Genomic DNA, 15,978 nt, shown 5'->3' with positions numbered 1-15,978 from the left:
TTCTGGCTCCTGCGAGGGGTGATCCCCTGCCACCCCAGACCCCGGATCCTAGGCACTCCGGGGCCCCGGCGCCCACCTCCGGAGGTTGCCGGTCGTCCGCCGAAAGTTGCAGGCGGGCACTGGACGTAGGATCGGTTCCGACATGGCCGACACGACCGGGGGACGCCGGGTGCCCAAGCACCACGGGCTGTCCGCGAAAACCCTGCGCAGCCTGGAGCACGCCTCCGGGCGGCTCGCGAGCGCGAGCGTCGCGGCGATGGAACAGCGCCTCGTGTGGTTCGCGCGGCTGCCTGCCGACCAGCGCGCCAGCGTCCTGCTCATCACCCAGACGGGGGCCAGCGGGTTCGTCGCGTGGCTGCGCGACTCGAAAGAGGCACTGAAGCTCACCACCGAAGCATTCCGCGATGCACCGACCGAACTGTCGCGCTGGATCAGCCTGCGCCAGGCGGTCGCGATGGTGCGGCTCGCGATCGAGGTCTTCGAGGAGCAGCTACCCGAATTCTCCGCCACCGAAGCCGAACGTGCCGCCTTGATCGAGGGAATCCTGCGCTACGGCAGGGAAATCGCCTTCGCCACGGCCAATTCCTACGCTGCCGCAGCGGAAGCCCGCGGCGCGTGGGACGCCCGGCTCGAAGCACTCGTGGTGGACGGGATCGTCCGTGGCGACACCGAGGAGTCCGTGCTGTCGCGCGCGGCCGCGCTCGGCTGGGACCCGGCTGCCGCAGCGACCGTCGTGGTCGGAAACCCACCATCGGATGACCCTCCGACGGTGGTTTTCGACGTCCGCGCCCGAGCCGCACGGGTCGGCCGTCCGGTGCTGCTGTCGGTACAGGGTTCGCGGCTCGTGATCGTGATCGGCGGCGACACCGACGGCGGGCCGAAGGAACGCGAAATCCTCACCAGGATGTCGTCGGTGTTCGCCGACGGACCCGTCGTCGCAGGGCCGACCGTGCCCACGCTCGCCGAGGCCCACCACAGCGCGGCCGAGGCCTTGTCGGGGCTGCGGGCCGTCGTCGGCTGGCCGGGTGCGCCGCGGCCGGTCCGGTCGGACGACCTGCTCCCCGAACGCGCGCTGTCCGGCGACCCGGGTGCGGAACGGCAGCTCGTCGACCAGATCGCGCGGCCGCTGGAGGAGGCCGGCGTGGCACTGCAGCGGACCGTCGAGACCTATCTGGACACCGGCGGGGTGCTGGAACGCTGTGCGCAGGCGTTGTTCGTGCACCCCAACACCGTCCGCTACCGGCTGCGCAAGGCGTCCGAGCTCACCGGGCGCAACCCGACCGACGCGCGCGACGCCCTCGTGCTGCGGGTCGCGCTCACCGTCGGCAGGCTCGCCCGCGCCCGCGGCCTCTGGTGAAACGCACCCCAATGTGGCATTGGGTGCGTCAGATGCAGCGAATGTGGCATTGGGTGCGTCGCATGCACCCAATGCCACATTGGGGCGATGCCCGGGGTCGCGGCGGGTGACGGACTTCACGGCAAGCGCTGGTTGAATCCCACAAGGCGGATGGGTTAAGGGCCGGGTTCTTCCGCGGGTCTTTGGAGGTTTCCTCCAATAACGCCGCATGGACTTGGTGACCGCCCGCATCTCAGCACCGGGCCCGTCCCGTGGTCTCATAGACACTGTGACAGTTGCAGTCCTCTCGCCCGGCCAGGGTTCCCAGGCCCCCGGCATGCTCACCCCGTGGCTCGAGCTCGACGGCGCCCGCGCGCGCGTCGAGGAGTGGTCCGCCCGCGCCGGGCTCGACCTGCTCCGGCTCGGCACGGAGGCCGAAGCCGAGGAGATCCAGGACACCGCCGTCGCACAGCCGCTCATCGTCGCGCTGTCCCTGCTGTCCTTCGAGCACCTGCCGGTGCCCGCCGACGCGCCGGTCGCCGGGCACTCCGTGGGCGAGCTGGCCGCGGCCGCGATCGCCGGGGTGCTCTCCCCCGCCGACGCCGTGGCGCTGGCCGCCGTCCGCGGTGCCGAGATGGCCAAGGCGTGCGCGCTCGAGCCGACGTCGATGGCCGCCGTGATGCTCGGTGACCCCGACGAGGTCACCGCCTGGCTCGAAAGCCGCGGCCTCGCCGCCGCGAACCGCAACGGCGCCGGGCAGATCGTCGCCTCCGGCTCCGCCGCCGCGATCGAGCAGATCGTCGCCGAACCCCTGGCGGGCACGAAGATCCGTGCGCTCAAGGTGGCCGGCGCCTTCCACACGCACTACATGGCACCCGCGGAAGACGCACTGCGGGAGCACGCCGCCGGCCTCACCCCGGCCGACCCGGTGCGCCCGCTGCTGTCCAATGCCGACGGTCAGGTCGTCACCGGCGGCGCGGAGTACCTGCGGCGGCTCGTCGCCCAGGTCACCCGCCCGGTCCGCTGGGACCTCACCATGGACGGGCTCGCCGCCCTCGGCGTGGACGCCACTGTCGAACTCGCGCCCGCGGGCACCCTGACCGGACTGGTCAAGCGGCAGCTCAAGGGCGTCGTCACCACTACCACCGCGCTCAAGTCGCCTGCCGAGCTGGCGGCGCTGCGCGAGGAGGACGCCCAGTGACCGCCGCCCGCCCCAGCCTGCGCCAGACCACCGGCGCGGCCGCCACCCGCATCCTCGGCTTCGGCAGCCACCAGCCGGACAAGGTCGTCACGAACGACGACCTGTCCCAGGTCATGGACACCAACGACCAGTGGATCCGCGACCGCGTCGGCATCGTCGAGCGCCGGTTCGGCGAGAAGGACGAGCTGCTGGTCGACTTCGCGGTCGCGGCAGGCACCGCGGCGCTGGCCGACGCGGGCGTGGCACCGGCCGACGTCGACACCCTGATCCTGCCCAACTGCACGATGCCGTCGCAGATCCCGAACGCGGCGGCCCAGGTCGCCGCGCGGATCGGCATCCCGAGCCCCGGCGCCTTCGACCTCAACGCCGCGTGCGCCGGATTCTGCTACGGCCTCGGCGTCGCCTCCGACCTGATCCGCGCGGGCTCGGCGAAGCAGGTCCTCGTGATCGGCGCCGAGAAGCTCACCGACGCGATCGACCACACCGACCGCGCGAACGCGATCATCTTCGCCGACGGTGCGGGCGCGGCAGTGGTCGGCGCGGCGGACGAGCCGGGCATCGGGCCGGTGGTGTGGGGCAGCGCGGGCGACCTCGTCGACCTGATCTACATGCGCGACCACAAATACATCTATCAGGAGGGCCAGTCGGTTTTCCGCTGGGCGACCACGCAGATCGCACCGATCGCGTTGCGGGCGCTCGAAGCGGCCGGGCTGCAGCCGTCCGATGTGGACGTCCTGGTGCCGCACCAGGCGAACCTCCGGATCGTCGAATCGATCGCCAGGAAACTGCGTGCCAGCGGGGCACGTGAGGACCTGGTGGTCGCCGACGACATCAAGTACTCGGGCAACACCTCGTCGGCCTCGATACCGATGGCGCTGGACCACATGCGCAAGTCCGGCACCGCGAAAAGCGGAGACGTGGTGCTGGCGGTCGGTTTCGGAGCCGGTCTTTCCTATGCCGCGCAGGCGTTCGTCCTGCCCTGAGTGAATACTTCTCCCGCGGGCACCGGGCCCGCGAGGGGAACCCGACAGAAGAACCGAGAAGGGAACAACACCGATGGCTGACAACGCTGAGATCCTCGCCGGCCTCGCCGAGATCGTCGAAGAGGTGGCCGGGGTGGCTCAGGACGACGTCACCGCCGAGAAGTCGTTCGTGGACGACCTCGACATCGACTCGCTGTCGATGGTCGAGATCGCCGTGCAGGCCGAGGACAAGTTCGGCGTCAAGATCCCGGACGACGAGCTGGCCAACCTGAAGACCGTGGGCGACGCGGTGAACTACGTGTCCGCCAACTCGAAGTAAGCCCGCTTCGAACCCGGACCGGGGCAGGCCCCCGGTCCGGAGCGACCTTGGGGAGACTCCCATGAGCAACATCGACGTCGTGATCACCGGCATGGGGGCGACCACGCCGCTGGGCGGTGACGTCGCGTCCACCTGGGACGGTCTGCTGTCCGGCCGCAGCGGCATCCGCACCATCGCCGCGGACTGGCCCGCGGAGCTGGGGCTGCCGGTGCGGATCGCGGCGCAGCTCGCCGTCGAGCCCACCGACATCCTGCCGCGGGTGCAGGCCCGGCGGCTCGACCGGTGCGAGCAGGTGGCGCTGATCGCCGCCCGCCAGGCATGGGCCGACGCCGGGTTCACCGAGCCGACCGACGAGCATTCCGACGTCGAGCCGGAACGTCTCGGCGTCTCCATCGGCACCGGGATCGGCGGTCCGGTCACGCTGCTGAGCCAGAACGACCTGTTGCACCAGCAGGGTCTTCGCAAGGTGTCGCCGCTGACCGTCCCGATGCTGATGCCGAACGGTCCCGCCGCGCACGTGGGCATCGACCTCAAGGCACGGGCCGGGGTGCATTCGCCTGCTTCGGCGTGCGCGTCCGGCGCCGAGGGCATCGCGAACGGGTTCGAGATGATCCGGTCCGGACGGGCCGACGTGGTGGTCGCGGGTGGCGCCGAGGCGTGCATCCACCCGATCACCGTCGCCGGGTTCGCCCAGGCCCGTACGGTGTCCACGCGCAACGACGACCCGGCCGCCGCGTCCCGTCCGTTCGACGTGAACCGCGACGGCTTCGTGCTCGGGGAGGGCTCCGGCGTCGTCGTGCTGGAGCGGGCGGACCGGGCGAAGGCCCGCGGCGCGCGGATCTACGCGACGCTGTCCGGGTACGGCATCACGTCCGACGCGTACCACATCACCGGCAACCACCCCGAGGGCATCGGGCAGATCGCGGCGATGCGGGCCGCGATGACGATGGCGGGGTTGTCGCCGTCGGACATCGGGCACGTGAACGCGCACGCGACGTCCACTGTGGTCGGTGACATCGGCGAGGCGGCCGCAATCCGGTCGGCGATCGGGGAACACCCGGTGGTCACCGCGCCGAAGGGCGCACTGGGGCACCTCGTGGGCGGGGCAGGCGCGGTGGAAGGCATCGCGACGATCCTGGCGATCTACGAAGGGGTCGTGCCCGCCACGCGGAACCTCACCGACCAGGACCCGAAGGTGCAGCTCGACGTGGTGTCCGGGGAGAACCGCAAGGTCGAGCTCGCCGCGGCGATCAGCAACTCGTTCGGCTTCGGCGGCCACAACACCGCGCTGCTGTTCACGCCGGCGGTCTGATCCGCTTCAAGTCCGTGAAGGGAACCATGACGGAATCTGATTCCGTGATGGTTCCCTTCACGGCTTTCAGCACTTGGCGCGCAGTGCGGACGCACCGTCGGTGACGTCGATCCGGTACTGGCCCTGTTCGAACTTCAGCGGCAGCATCAGGTTCCAGCGGATGCACGGCTGCTTGAAGTCCGGCGGGGCCTCGTCCAGGGACTGGGTGCTGATGAACCGCACGAGCACCCGCAGCGTGCTCTGGGCGCCGGGCTCGATGCGGTACACCGTGATGGTGCCGTCCTTGGTGGACTGGAAGTCGTGGCGCCAGCGGCTTTCCGGCATCTTGCTGCGCCGCTCTTCGCTGACCGTCGTCGTCCAGGCGCGGTAGTCCTTGCTGTTCACCGCGTCGAAGTAGCTCTGCAGCACCTCACGGACGGTGTTGCCGTCGGGGTGGCCCGCGGCGTCCGCCGTGACCTCGACGCGGCCCGGGCCGGGCAGTTCACGAGGTACGCCGTCGTTCGTGGTGGACGGCGCCACGGTGCCGCCTCCGGGGTCCGGCTGGTCGGGGCGGCGGTAGAGCTCCCGCGCGAGCAGACCCCCGGCGACGGTGACGGACAGCACCACCACGAGCACGGGGATCAGCCACCGCTGGCGAGACGGCGGGGCCGGTTGAACGCTCACCCGGGTGAGGGTACCGGCCCGGCTCAGCCGACCTGGTGCAGCCAGGTGACCGGGGCGCCGTCGCCCGCGTGCCGGTACGGCTCGAGTGCCTCGTCCCACGCGGCCGCGAGCAGCTCGTCGAGCTTGTGCGCGAGCGTCTCCCCCCCGCGGGTCATGCTCACGAGCGCGCGCAGCTGGTCCTCGCCCACCACGATGTCGCCGTTCGCGCTGGTGCGGCCATGCCACAGGCCGAGGCCGGGGGCATAACAGAACCGCTCGCCGTCGACGCCCGCGCTGGGTTCCTCGGTGATCTCGAAGCGCACCATCGGCCACGCCTTGAGCGCCGAGGCCAGCTTTCCGCCGGTTCCCGCGGGCGCGCTCCAGCCGCATTCGGCGCGGAGCTGGCCCGGACTGGCCGGCTGGGCCGTCCACTTCAGCTCGACACGGGCACCGAGGGTGCCCGAAATAGCCCACTCGACGTGCGGACACACCGCAGACGGCGACGAGTGGACGTACACCACACCTCGGGTGCTGCCACGGGTGCTCACTGCTGACCTCCGCTTGTTCGACGAGGGACGTCTTCCCCTACGACCTCTCCGAACCTGCGCAGGCTGCCCGGCCTCCACGGCAGTCCCGACCTGTGTAGCACATTCTGCACCCCAACCGTGCTGTTTGGCCACATGAACACCACAAGTCGCACCGGAACGCCCGTTGTGGTGAGGCACGCCGACGCGCAGGCACGGAGCACGGTCACGGCGGTCCGGCACGCTAGCGTGGGGCACCGGAAACGGTGAGGATTGAGGAGATTTCGGTGCGACTGGTCCGCCTCGGGCAGCAGCCCTCGCGCGTCGCGGAGGACGTGCGGGCCGCGCTCGCCTCCCTCGGCCGGGGGAGCACCGTGATCGGCGGCGTCGCGCTGGTCGGCGCCCGCCCCACCGGCGACCGCCCGGTGGAAGCAGTGGTCGTGCTGCCGACGGGCGTGCTGATCGTGATCGGCGTCGACCTGCCCGACCCGGCCCTGCACCTGGAAGCGCCCCTGAGCGGCCCGTGGAAGGCCGACGGGTGGCCGCTCGTCCACGGCGACGAGGCAGTCAACCCGGCGACCGAGGCACTCGACCTGTCCCAGGAATGCGAACGCCGCGTGGCGGAACTGGGCGGCGGCCCGGTGGGGACGATCGTGGCGGTAGGGCCGTACGTCGAGACGGTGGACCAGCCACCGGGAGACCTTGCCGGTCCGGTCCGGGTCCTGCACCCGACCCCGACCACGATGCTCGCGGCCACGGTCTCCCTGGCGACCGCGCGGCACCCCCGGTCGGTGGACCAGGCCCGGGCCCTCATCGCGGCGCTGGCTCCGGAGGCACCGGCGCTGTCGGAGGAGGTGCTGCGGGGAGAGGGGTTCGTCCGGTTCGCGGATGACACGCCTGTTCCCGGCGGGGCGGGCTTCGGGGGTTCCGCCGCCTCGACCGGCGCTGCCAACGGCCGCACGACCGGCCAAGCCGCTGAGACCACCACTTCGCCGCCGCCCGCCGCACCTTCGGGTACTCGCAGCACGGGCACTGTCGTCACTCCTGCCGCCCCTCCGGGCGCTCCTGTTCCCCTGCCCGGGTCCGCGGACACCGCGCAATCGCAAGCCGCTACTCCCGCCTCCGCTGCTACTCCCCTGCCCGCGTCCGCGGACACCGCGCAATCGCAAGCCGCTACTCCCGAAACCAGCACCCCGGCCTCCCCCGGCACCGCGCCTTCCCCCCGGTCCCCGGAGGAGGTCTTTTCCCCACCTCCCTCACCACCCAAGCCGCAGATCATCTCGGTGCGCCCTCCCCGCCCGGAGGTCCCCACCTCCGACGACGCCCTTTCCGAAGCCCCCACCGAGTCCACCGAGTTCCCTGCGGATTCCCCCACCGAGAAGATGCCCTCCCCCGCCCGGCCGCCGGCAGCTACCGGGCCCGAACAGCCACGCCCCCCGGCAGCCGCGCCGACCCAGCCACGTCCGCAGACCGTGGCCGTCGCAGTCCCACCCCCCGCAGAACCCGGCAAACCCCCGTCCCGGACGGTCAAATGGGTCCCGCTCGGGGCAATCGTCCTGCTGGTCGTCCTGGTGGTAGCGGCAATCGTCGTGGCGACCAGCGGCAGCGGGAACAGCGACACCGCAACACCACCGCCCGCCAGCACCCCATCGGCCGCACCGGTCACCAGCGCGACCTCCACCGCACCCCCAGCCCCCAGCCTCACCTTCGAACCCCGGGCGAGCAGCGCCGATCAGCGATGCGCCTCGCATGCATTCGGGGACGTCCAGGCGAGCCTCCAGCAGACCAGCTGCTCCGGAGTCCGCCGCGCGAGCTACACCGCGCTCGTCGACGGGCGGGCCGCTGCGGTGACCGTCGCGGTCGTCGAGTTTCCCGACGCGGCACAGGCAGGTCACCTCAAGGAAATCGCGGACACCCCAGGCGGCGGCGGGATCCTCGACGTCGCCACCGAGACCGGCAAGTGGCCCGCCGCCGCGCCCAAGTTCGACGGCGCCGCGTACGCCAGCAAAGCCGACGGCAACGGGGTGCGGCTCGTGCAGGCGGTGTGGCAGTCCGGACCGTCCACTCCGGACGATCCCGGCCTTGCCCGCGCGGCCAAGGGTGCTCTCGATCTCGAACTGCCCGCCTGATTCCAGGTCAGTTCGGCCAGCCGTTCTCCAGGATGTCGAACGCGGCATCGAGGACCCCGTACGGATCCTCGGCGCCGTCGGCCAGCACGGCGGCTTCGAGGGCGAAATGCGCGATCGCGGCACACTTCGGGTCGTTCTCCGGCGCGCCGGCCGCGGAAGCGATCGCACGGCTCAGCGTGTGTTCGTGGCCCATCCACATCTTGTGCCAGTAGTCGTGCAGCGCCGGGGTGCCGCGGACCAGCGTCCGGAACTCGGCGATCTCCGTCCCGGACCGGAACTTCGCCTGCTCCCGTGCGTACTCGCGCAGCGCGGCCAGCACCGAGGTGCCCGCCGGACGGTCGCGGACGGCGGCGACGAGCGCTTCCTCCACGTCCGGCTCGCGGTCGAAGACGAGCGCTTCCTTGGTGGGAAAGTGCTTCATCAGGGTGGTGGTGGAGACGTCGGCCGCGTCTGCGATTTCGCGTACGGTCACCTGGTCGTAGCCGCGGTCGAGGAACATGCGCAGGGCGGCGTCGGCCAGGGCCTGGCGGGTGGCCGCTTTCTTGCGTTCCCGCCGGCCCGGCACTGGGGCACCGGTCATGGTCCCGACGCTAACACCCGAAGGTGGTACGACCAACCAAGTGGCACCGTCCCACCGAACGCCGTCAGAGGCCGTACTCCTCCAGCAGCCGCAGCCACACCTCGCTGATCGTCGGGAACGCCGGGACCGCGTGCCACAGCCGGTCGAGCGGCACCTCGCCGACCACCGCGATCGTGGCCGAATGCAGCAGTTCCGCGACGTCCTGGCCGACGAACGTCACCCCGAGCACCACCCCGCGCTCGGTGTCGACGACCATCCGCGCCTTGCCGGTGTACCCGTCGGCGTGCAGTGACGAACCGGCGACCGCGATGTCGATGTCCACCACGCGGTCCGCGGATCCGGCGCGTGCCTCGGTGAGCCCGACCGACGTCACCTCCGGATCGGTGAACACCACCTGCGGTACGGCGTGATGGTCGGCGGTGGCGCTGTAGTGGCTCCACGGCCCGGTCGGGATCTCCTCGCCGCGGGCCCGGGCGGCGACCGCGTCCCCGGCGACGCGCGCACCGTATTTCCCCTGGTGGGTCAGCAAAGCACGACCGGTGACGTCACCCGCCGCGTACAGCCAGCCACCCTCGACGGCAGGCGCCCGGCCGCTTTCGTCCACCTCGAGCGGACGGTCGGTGGGCAGGCCGAGCACGTCGAGCCCGACGTCGCCGGTCGCCGGGGCGCGCCCGGTGGCCACCAGCAGCTCGTCGACCACGACCTCCTCGCCACCGGCCAGCTTCAGCGCGGTCCCACCGTCCACAACGGACACTTCACGCAGCCCGGACGAGACGTGCGCCCGCACCCCTGCCTCGCGCAGCCCGTCGAGCACCAGGTCGCCGACGAAGCCCGGCAGCTTGGGCAGCGGGCGCTCGCCGCTGATCACGAAGTCCACCTGTGCCCCGAGCCGCGCCCACGCCTGCGCCATCTCGACGCCGACCACCCCGCCGCCGAGCACGCCGAGCCGCCCCGGCACCTCGGACGCCGACGTCGCCTCCCGCGACCCCCACGGCCGGATCGTGTCCAGCCCGGGAATCGGCGGCGTCCGCGGCACGCTGCCGGTGCACACGATCACCGCGTGGGCCGCGGTGAACACGCGGCCGTCGTCAAGCGTGACCTCGCGCTCACCGGTGATCCGGCCATGACCACGCACGGGTTCGATCCCCGCACCGCGCGCCCATTCGACCTGGCCGGTGTCGTCGCCCCGGCCGGTGAACCAGTCGCGGCGGGCGAGCACTTCGGCCGCGTCGAGCTTGTCGCCGATCGGCACGCCGGGCATCCGCTGGGCCGCGGCGAGCAGGTTTCCGGGGCGTAGCAAGGCCTTGCTCGGGATGCACGCCCAATAGGAACATTCCCCGCCGAACAGTTCGTGTTCGACCAGCGCCACCTTCAGGCCACCCTGGGCCGCCCGCTGGGCCGCCACCTCGCCGACGGGTCCCGCCCCGATCACCACGACGTCGAAAGTCAGTCCTGCCATGGACACAGCGCACACCACCGCGCAGCTTCGCGCAAGCCAGCCGCTATTGTCGTAGGCGAGCTGCGAAGACCTCGGCGGCACCGGGATTTCCCGGGTCGTCGCCGTGCCGGTTGCACGCACGACCACGATCGAGCACGGGAGGCTCCATGACCAGGAACACCGCTGCCCCCGTCCTGGACGACCTGACCGGCGGCCGCGCGGCGGAAACCGTCGCGTTCGCCCTGGACGGCGTCCAGTACGACATCGACCTCACCAGCCGGAGCGCCACCGCACTCCGGCGCTTGCTCGAACGGTACGCGTCGGCGGGCCGCCGGGTGGGCGGGCGGAAACAGCGCCCCCGCCTCATCGCCGGGGCCGCAGGGAAATCCGTTGCGGCCAAGGGCGGCGGAGCGGCGAAGAGCGGGAAATCCGCTGCCGGTAAGGCAACGGGGAAGAAGACTGCTGGCACCGGCCGGGTGGCGAAGGTGGCCGGATCGGCGCGCGGGGGCAAGTCGGCGGGCACGAGCGCGGCGGTGAAGACCTCGGTGGCGGGCTCGGTGCCGGGTTCGGCGGCGAAGAGTTCGGCGGGAAAGAGCGCTACGGCCGGGCGCTCGGCGTCGAAGAGCGGGTCCAAAGGCTCGGCAGCCAAGAGCTCCGCGGCCAAGGACTCCGCAGACAAGGGCTCGGCAGCCAAGAGCGGGCCGGTCAAGAGCACCGCGGCCAAGAGCCGGGCGACCAAGGCGGCAGCTAAAACGGCGTCGGCGAAGACCGCGACGGCCAAGGTCGCCGGAACAACCCGCGCGGCGAAGTCGACGGTGAAGTCTGCCCGTAAGGGCACCGCGACCACCGCCACCGCCGCAATCGCAGACCGGGCGACCGGCAAGACCGCCCCGGCCAAGCCAGCGGCAGCCAAGACCCCCGCGACAGCAGCGAAAACCACTCCGGCGGCCACCGGCAAACCCGCGCCCACCAAAGCCAACCCGGCAGCCAATGGCAAACCCGCGCCCACCAAAACCAGCCCGGCAGCCACCGGCAAAGCCGCTCCGGCAACGACTGCCAATACCGGCCCAGCGGCCACCGGCAAAGGCGCTCCGGCCCAGTCCGCGGCCTCGTCGCCGACCGGTACCGCTGCGGCACCGGCGAAACCGCGCCGCGCGGCGGCCAGCAATGTGCCGCAGGTGCTGTTCTCGTCCTCGGAAAACTGAGTCCGGCGCGAGTTCGGCAGCCGGGGCCGACGCCGGGCCTGGCTGCTGAACTCGGCGGCGGAGTAACCGAGCCGGGAACCGGCGCGGGCACCTCAGTCCCGGATCCAGCCGGGTAACTGAGCCTGGAATCCGGCGCTCGCCAGGGGAACCGTCAATCCCGCTGTCGGCCTTCCGCGTGCCACTCCGGGTAGTCGTACCGGCTCCGCAGCAATGTCCGCTGGCGGGCCAGTTCGCCCGGGGTCGGGGGGCGGGGCGTCAGCGGGCCGAGCAGCGTCGCCGCCGCCGTGCGGACCGTGTTCTCCACCTCGTCCGGCGCCGGATGGACCCCGTGGTCGGCCAGGGACGCGACCTTGCTTCGGTGCGAGTCCAGCGGTTTCGGGTCCGGCGGCGGGCCGGTGAGGTAGGCGCCGACGCGGGCGGCGTCGGTGTCTACCAGCAGGGTCGAATGCGCCAGCAGGACATCCTTGGTGCGAAACACCGCGAAGCCACACAGTTTCGCGTCGCCCACGAAGATTCCGCGGTCGCCAATGCGGGCGGGTAGGCCGAGTTTCTCCACCGCCGCGGACATCACCTGGCCGAGCAGCTCGAGCGGACGGTCTGCGCGTCCTGGGACGACGAGGGTCACGTTGAGGTTGCCCGGGTCGTGGAACACCGTGCCGCCGCCGCTGGCTCGTCGCAGCACCGGGACGCCGTCGCGCGCGCATTCCGCGGCCCGTACCTCGCGCGCGATCTTCTGGCCCCGGCCGACCACCACGCACACCGGATTCCGCCACAGCCACACCAGCGGCTCCTGCGGTCCCTCGCGCAGCAGGGCCTCGTCGAAGGCGAGGTTCGCGGCCGGATCGGTGAATTCCGCGCGCACGTCCGAGCCAGTCATCACCGTCGAGTTCCTCCACGCTCCGGAAAGTCCACCCAGGATCGTAGAACAAGCTCACGAACCGAGGAGATCCCAGCGGTTGCCTGCGATGTCCCGGAACACGACTACCTGCCCGTACGGCTCGGTCCGCGGCTCGCCGAGGAACTCGACCCCGGCGGCCCGCATCCGCTCGTAGCTCGCCGCGAAATCGTCGACCCGCAGGAAGAACCCGACGCGACCCGCGTGCTGGTCGCCGACCGCGCCGGCCTGCCGGTCGCCGTCGGCGCGCGCGAGGAGGAGGCCGGTCTCCCCGCCCGGTGGGCGGACGACCACCCAGCGTTTGGGACGGCCGTCGTTGGTCCGCGAGGGCGAGTCCTCAGCGAGCTCGAACCCCAGTGCCTCGGTGAAGAAGGCGATGGCCTCGTCGTAGTCGTCGACGATGATCGCCGTCAGCTGCAGAAACGCCATGCCCCCTACGCTACGGGCGCCAGTGCGGCACGCCGAGCAGGATCATCCGCAGCCGTTTCTCCGCGGCGGCCAGCGTGCGCTTGTCGGCGGCGGTGTCGCCGGGCCGGGTGTCGAGCAGTTCGGCGACCGTACCGAGCATCGCGGTGACGATGAGGTCGGCGAGCAGGTGCAGGTCCTCGGTGGGCCAGGTGCGCAACGGGTCGAAGCGGGCCAGGTCGAGGGCCAGGTCGCTGGAGAACATCCGCAGCTCTACCGCGATCGCGCGCGACACTGTGCCGGGACCGGCGTAGCGCTCGCGCGTGACGAACCGGAAGTGGTCCTCGTGCGCGCGGACGTGCCGATGCAGCGTGTGCACCGAAGCCCGGATCATGCCGCCGTACCCGTTCTGCTCGGTACGCGCGCCGCGGAGCATGCCGCGCAACGTACGCGTGGTCTCCTCGACCAGCGCCACGCCCAGCTCCTCCATCGAGGAGAAATGCCGGTAAAACGCCGTCGGCACGATTCCGGCGCCCTTGGCGACTTCACGCAGCGACAGGCTCGCGAAACTACGGTCGGCGAGCAGGTCCAGCGCCGCGTCGAGCAACGCCTGACGCGTGCGCTGCTTGCGTTCCTGCCGGCTCACCGGACCGGCCGGCTCCTCGGCTGCGGACACGTCGAGCAGCGTACTGGCGCTCGTCGCATGGCCCACGTCACATCACCTCGCTCCCGCGTTGACAGCCACCCCTGGCTTACCCCCACACTAGTCAGTGTACGACTGTGCACTCAAACTTCTGGAGGGGTGATGACCGCATTGCTGCCGCGCCGCGTGCGCGGGCTCGTCTCGCTCGCCGAGGCGCTGCTCACCCCGCACGGCGCGGACCGGTACCTCGAACTCGTCGACCCGATGCTGGTGCGGCGGGAAATCCGCGGCCGCGTCACCGCGATGCGGCACCAGACGCCGGGCACCGTCACGTTCACCGTGCAGCCGAGTCGCGCCTGGACGGGATTCCGCGCCGGGCAATACGTGCGGCTGCAGGTGGAAATCGACGGTGTGCGCCGGACCCGCTGCTACTCGCCGTGCGCGGCACAAAGCAGCGCCGACCTGGAGTTCACCGTGAGGGCCGACGGGCTCGTGTCCCGGCATCTTCAGGACGTCACGGCGGGCACGGTGGTCGGGCTTTCCCCGGCCGACGGTGAATTCACCCTGCCGTCGCCGCGCCCGGACCGGATCGTCCTGGTGAGCGGCGGCAGCGGGATCACGCCCGTGCTCGCGATGGTCCGCACGCTCGTGGCCGAACGACATCCGGGCGAGATCGTGTTCCTGCACTACTCGAACACTCCCGCGGACACGCTGTACCGCACCGAACTCGCCGACCTGGCAGCCCGGCATCCCGGGCTCCGGGTGGTCCGCGCACACACCCGTTCCCGCGATGGCGATCTGCACGGCCGGTTCTCCCGCGAGCATCTCGAGCAGGCCGCGCCGTGGTTCCGCGAGGCCGAAACGTTCCTGTGCGGCCCGCCACCACTCATGGCCGCCGCGCGGGAACTGTTCGGCCATGAAGGGTTGAGTGCACACCTGCACACCGAAGAATTCACCGCGCCGCCGTTGCCGTCCGACACCGCGGCGGCCGAGGGCCGGGTGCGGTTCGCCCGCAGCGGCCGGGAGTGCGCCAACACCGGCAAGCCGCTGCTGGAACAGGCCGAGGACGCGGGACTGTCTCCCGAACACGGCTGCCGGATGGGGATCTGCTTCTCCTGCACGCAGGTCAAGACCGCCGGCCGCGTCCGCAACGCGCGCACCGGCGAGATCTCCGGCGAGGAGAACGAGGAGATCCAGCTCTGCATCAGCGTCCCTGCCGGGGACGTGGAAATCGACGTCTGACCTTCGGAGGAAACGATCATGACCGGTCTTCAGGACCGCCTGACCCCCGCGCAGGTCGAGGAATTCGGCCGCGAGCTCGACGCGCTGCGCCAGCGGATCGTCGACGACCTCGGCGAGGACGACCTCGCGTATGTCCGCACGATCATCAAGACCCAGCGTGCACTGGAGGTGACCGGCCGCGGCCTGCTGTTCGCCGGGTTCCTGCCGCCCGCGTGGCTGGCCGGTGTCGCGGCGCTGTCGGCCGCGAAAATCCTCGACAACATGGAGATCGGCCACAACGTGATGCACGGCCAGTACGACTGGACCCGCATCCCGGAGCTCAGCTCGCAGCGGTTCGAATGGGACACCGTGGCGCCCGCGGAGAACTGGCGGCATTCGCACAACTACATCCACCACACGTACACCAACATCGTCGACAAGGATCGCGACGTCGGCTACGGAATCCTGCGGATGGACGAGGCGCAGAAGTGGCATCCGTACTACCTCGGCAATCCGGTGTACGCGACGCTCCTCGCGCTGCTGTTCCAATGGGGCGTGATGCTGCACGACCTGGAGATCGACCGGGTGGTGAAGGGTGAGCGGACGTGGGCGGAGAACGTGCCGGTGCTGCGCCGGATCGTGCGGAAGGCGGCGCGTCAGGTCGGTAAGGACTACGTGCTGTTTCCGCTGCTCACCGGGCCGCTCGCGCCGTTGACGCTGCTGGGCAACGCGAGCGCGAACCTGGTCCGCAACCTGTGGGCGTTCGCGATCATCTTCTGCGGACATTTCCCGGCGGACGTCGAGAGTTTCACCGAGGAAGAAACCGCGGACGAGTCGCGCGGGCAGTGGTACCTGCGCCAGATCCTCGGCTCGGCGAACATCACCGGCGGACCGCTGTTCCACGTTCTTTCCGGGAACCTGTCGCACCAGATCGAGCACCATCTGTTCCCGGACCTGCCGGCGCGCCGCTACCCGCAGATCGCGGCGGAGGTGCGGGAAATCTGCGAGCGGTACGGGCTGCCGTACCACACCGGGCCGCTGCACCGGCAGCTGTTGTCGGTGGCGAGGAAGATCGTCCGGCTGGCGCTTCCGAGGCCCGCTACGGTGGAGGCGGAACGGCAACTGCGAGCGGCTTGAGGGAATCC

Annotated in this window: 16 protein-coding genes; 9 read left to right on the top strand and 7 right to left on the bottom strand. The window is 71.1% G+C overall.

Translation table 11 applies throughout. From position 1 onward, the window contains the following. The first annotated feature begins 142 nt into the window (after positions 1 to 142). The 5 genes from OO71_RS38170 to OO71_RS38150 all read left to right on the top strand — a co-directional run bounded on the left by OO71_RS38170 (position 143) and on the right by OO71_RS38150 (position 5,151). Positions 143 to 1,357 carry a PucR family transcriptional regulator gene (locus OO71_RS38170; RefSeq protein ID WP_033294901.1) on the top strand — a complete coding sequence of 405 codons (1,215 nt, stop codon included), beginning with the start codon at positions 143 to 145 and terminating at the stop codon, positions 1,355 to 1,357. Between the two features lie 268 nt (positions 1,358 to 1,625). Then, positions 1,626 to 2,537: an ACP S-malonyltransferase gene (locus OO71_RS38165; RefSeq protein WP_281178517.1), complete on the top strand. Its 912-nt coding sequence runs from the start codon at positions 1,626 to 1,628 to the stop codon at positions 2,535 to 2,537. After that, positions 2,534 to 3,520 carry a beta-ketoacyl-ACP synthase 3 gene (locus tag OO71_RS38160; RefSeq protein ID WP_033294899.1) on the top strand — a complete coding sequence of 329 codons (987 nt, stop codon included), beginning with the start codon at positions 2,534 to 2,536 and terminating at the stop codon, positions 3,518 to 3,520. The genes OO71_RS38165 and OO71_RS38160 overlap by 4 nt, the downstream gene beginning before the upstream one ends. 73 nt (positions 3,521 to 3,593) lie before the next feature. Beyond that, on the top strand, positions 3,594 to 3,839 hold the full coding sequence (locus OO71_RS38155) for an acyl carrier protein (RefSeq protein ID WP_004559006.1): 246 nt from the start codon (positions 3,594 to 3,596) through the stop codon (positions 3,837 to 3,839). Between the two features lie 61 nt (positions 3,840 to 3,900). Beyond that, the gene (locus OO71_RS38150; RefSeq protein WP_033294898.1) at positions 3,901 to 5,151 is read left to right on the top strand and encodes a beta-ketoacyl-[acyl-carrier-protein] synthase family protein; all 1,251 of its coding nucleotides are present in this window, start codon (positions 3,901 to 3,903) and stop codon (positions 5,149 to 5,151) included. A gap of 66 nt (positions 5,152 to 5,217) precedes the next feature. On the opposite strand, the gene OO71_RS38145 is transcribed toward OO71_RS38150, so the two are convergent. Both OO71_RS38145 and OO71_RS38140 read right to left on the bottom strand, forming a co-directional pair. Further along, a complete protein-coding gene (locus tag OO71_RS38145) occupies positions 5,218 to 5,814 on the bottom strand; it encodes a hypothetical protein (RefSeq protein ID WP_051792749.1) in 597 nt (198 codons plus the stop codon). A gap of 23 nt (positions 5,815 to 5,837) precedes the next feature. Further along, entirely contained in the window at positions 5,838 to 6,341 is a 504-nt protein-coding gene (locus OO71_RS38140) for a DUF3145 domain-containing protein (RefSeq protein ID WP_156096764.1), read from the bottom strand. A 263-nt stretch (positions 6,342 to 6,604) separates the two neighbouring features. Between OO71_RS38140 and OO71_RS38135 the strand changes: the two genes are divergently transcribed. Further along, positions 6,605 to 8,446 carry a hypothetical protein gene (locus OO71_RS38135; protein ID WP_033294896.1) on the top strand — a complete coding sequence of 614 codons (1,842 nt, stop codon included), beginning with the start codon at positions 6,605 to 6,607 and terminating at the stop codon, positions 8,444 to 8,446. Between the two features lie 7 nt (positions 8,447 to 8,453). Here the strand turns inward: OO71_RS38135 and OO71_RS38130 are convergent, their stop codons facing one another. Further along, on the bottom strand, positions 8,454 to 9,026 hold the full coding sequence (locus OO71_RS38130; protein ID WP_033294895.1) for a TetR/AcrR family transcriptional regulator: 573 nt from the start codon (positions 9,024 to 9,026) through the stop codon (positions 8,454 to 8,456). 64 nt (positions 9,027 to 9,090) lie between these two features. Further along, positions 9,091 to 10,485 (bottom strand): dihydrolipoyl dehydrogenase family protein, encoded by a 1,395-nt coding sequence (locus OO71_RS38125; protein WP_033294925.1) that lies wholly within the window; start codon positions 10,483 to 10,485, stop codon positions 9,091 to 9,093. Positions 10,486 to 10,631: 146 nt separating this feature from the next. Here OO71_RS38125 and OO71_RS38120 point away from each other — a divergent pair, with 146 nt between their 5' ends. Beyond that, positions 10,632 to 11,669: an Lsr2 dimerization domain-containing protein gene (locus OO71_RS38120; protein ID WP_051792747.1), complete on the top strand. Its 1,038-nt coding sequence runs from the start codon at positions 10,632 to 10,634 to the stop codon at positions 11,667 to 11,669. 151 nt (positions 11,670 to 11,820) lie between these two features. Here OO71_RS38120 and OO71_RS38115 read toward each other — a convergent pair whose 3' ends face one another. From OO71_RS38115 to OO71_RS38105, 3 genes are read right to left on the bottom strand one after another with little or no spacing between them, the layout of a single operon-like run. After that, the gene (locus OO71_RS38115; protein WP_033294894.1) at positions 11,821 to 12,549 is read right to left on the bottom strand and encodes a lipoate--protein ligase family protein; all 729 of its coding nucleotides are present in this window, start codon (positions 12,547 to 12,549) and stop codon (positions 11,821 to 11,823) included. Between the two features lie 51 nt (positions 12,550 to 12,600). Next, the gene (locus OO71_RS38110; protein ID WP_033294893.1) at positions 12,601 to 12,993 is read right to left on the bottom strand and encodes a VOC family protein; all 393 of its coding nucleotides are present in this window, start codon (positions 12,991 to 12,993) and stop codon (positions 12,601 to 12,603) included. A gap of 10 nt (positions 12,994 to 13,003) precedes the next feature. Beyond that, on the bottom strand, positions 13,004 to 13,681 hold the full coding sequence (locus OO71_RS38105) for a TetR family transcriptional regulator (RefSeq protein ID WP_033294892.1): 678 nt from the start codon (positions 13,679 to 13,681) through the stop codon (positions 13,004 to 13,006). A gap of 93 nt (positions 13,682 to 13,774) precedes the next feature. Between OO71_RS38105 and OO71_RS38100 the strand changes: the two genes are divergently transcribed. Then, the gene (locus OO71_RS38100; RefSeq protein WP_033294891.1) at positions 13,775 to 14,854 is read left to right on the top strand and encodes a ferredoxin reductase; all 1,080 of its coding nucleotides are present in this window, start codon (positions 13,775 to 13,777) and stop codon (positions 14,852 to 14,854) included. A gap of 18 nt (positions 14,855 to 14,872) precedes the next feature. Next, the gene (locus tag OO71_RS38095) at positions 14,873 to 15,970 is read left to right on the top strand and encodes a fatty acid desaturase family protein (protein ID WP_033294890.1); all 1,098 of its coding nucleotides are present in this window, start codon (positions 14,873 to 14,875) and stop codon (positions 15,968 to 15,970) included. Positions 15,971 to 15,978 lie beyond the last annotated feature (8 nt).

It is taken from the genome of Amycolatopsis jejuensis, from assembly GCF_000717335.1.
GTDB classification, from domain to species: domain Bacteria; phylum Actinomycetota; class Actinomycetes; order Mycobacteriales; family Pseudonocardiaceae; genus Amycolatopsis; species Amycolatopsis jejuensis.
The sequence above is the reverse complement of the archived record's forward strand: the minus strand, read 5'-3'. Positions and strand labels throughout refer to the sequence as shown.

Bases quoted from the DNA above. Each gene is read 5' to 3' on its own strand.
- OO71_RS38170 (WP_033294901.1), top strand. From the start codon at position 143: ATGGCCGACACGACCGGGGGACGCCGGGTGCCCAAGCACCACGGGCTG.
- OO71_RS38155 (WP_004559006.1), top strand. From the start codon at position 3,594: ATGGCTGACAACGCTGAGATCCTCGCCGGCCTCGCCGAGATCGTCGAA.
- OO71_RS38150 (WP_033294898.1), top strand. From the start codon at position 3,901: ATGAGCAACATCGACGTCGTGATCACCGGCATGGGGGCGACCACGCCG.
- OO71_RS38130 (WP_033294895.1), bottom strand. From the start codon at position 9,026: ATGACCGGTGCCCCAGTGCCGGGCCGGCGGGAACGCAAGAAAGCGGCC.
- OO71_RS38125 (WP_033294925.1), bottom strand. From the start codon at position 10,485: ATGGCAGGACTGACTTTCGACGTCGTGGTGATCGGGGCGGGACCCGTC.
- OO71_RS38120 (WP_051792747.1), top strand. From the start codon at position 10,632: ATGACCAGGAACACCGCTGCCCCCGTCCTGGACGACCTGACCGGCGGC.
- OO71_RS38110 (WP_033294893.1), bottom strand. From the start codon at position 12,993: ATGGCGTTTCTGCAGCTGACGGCGATCATCGTCGACGACTACGACGAG.
- OO71_RS38100 (WP_033294891.1), top strand. From the start codon at position 13,775: ATGACCGCATTGCTGCCGCGCCGCGTGCGCGGGCTCGTCTCGCTCGCC.
- OO71_RS38095 (WP_033294890.1), top strand. From the start codon at position 14,873: ATGACCGGTCTTCAGGACCGCCTGACCCCCGCGCAGGTCGAGGAATTC.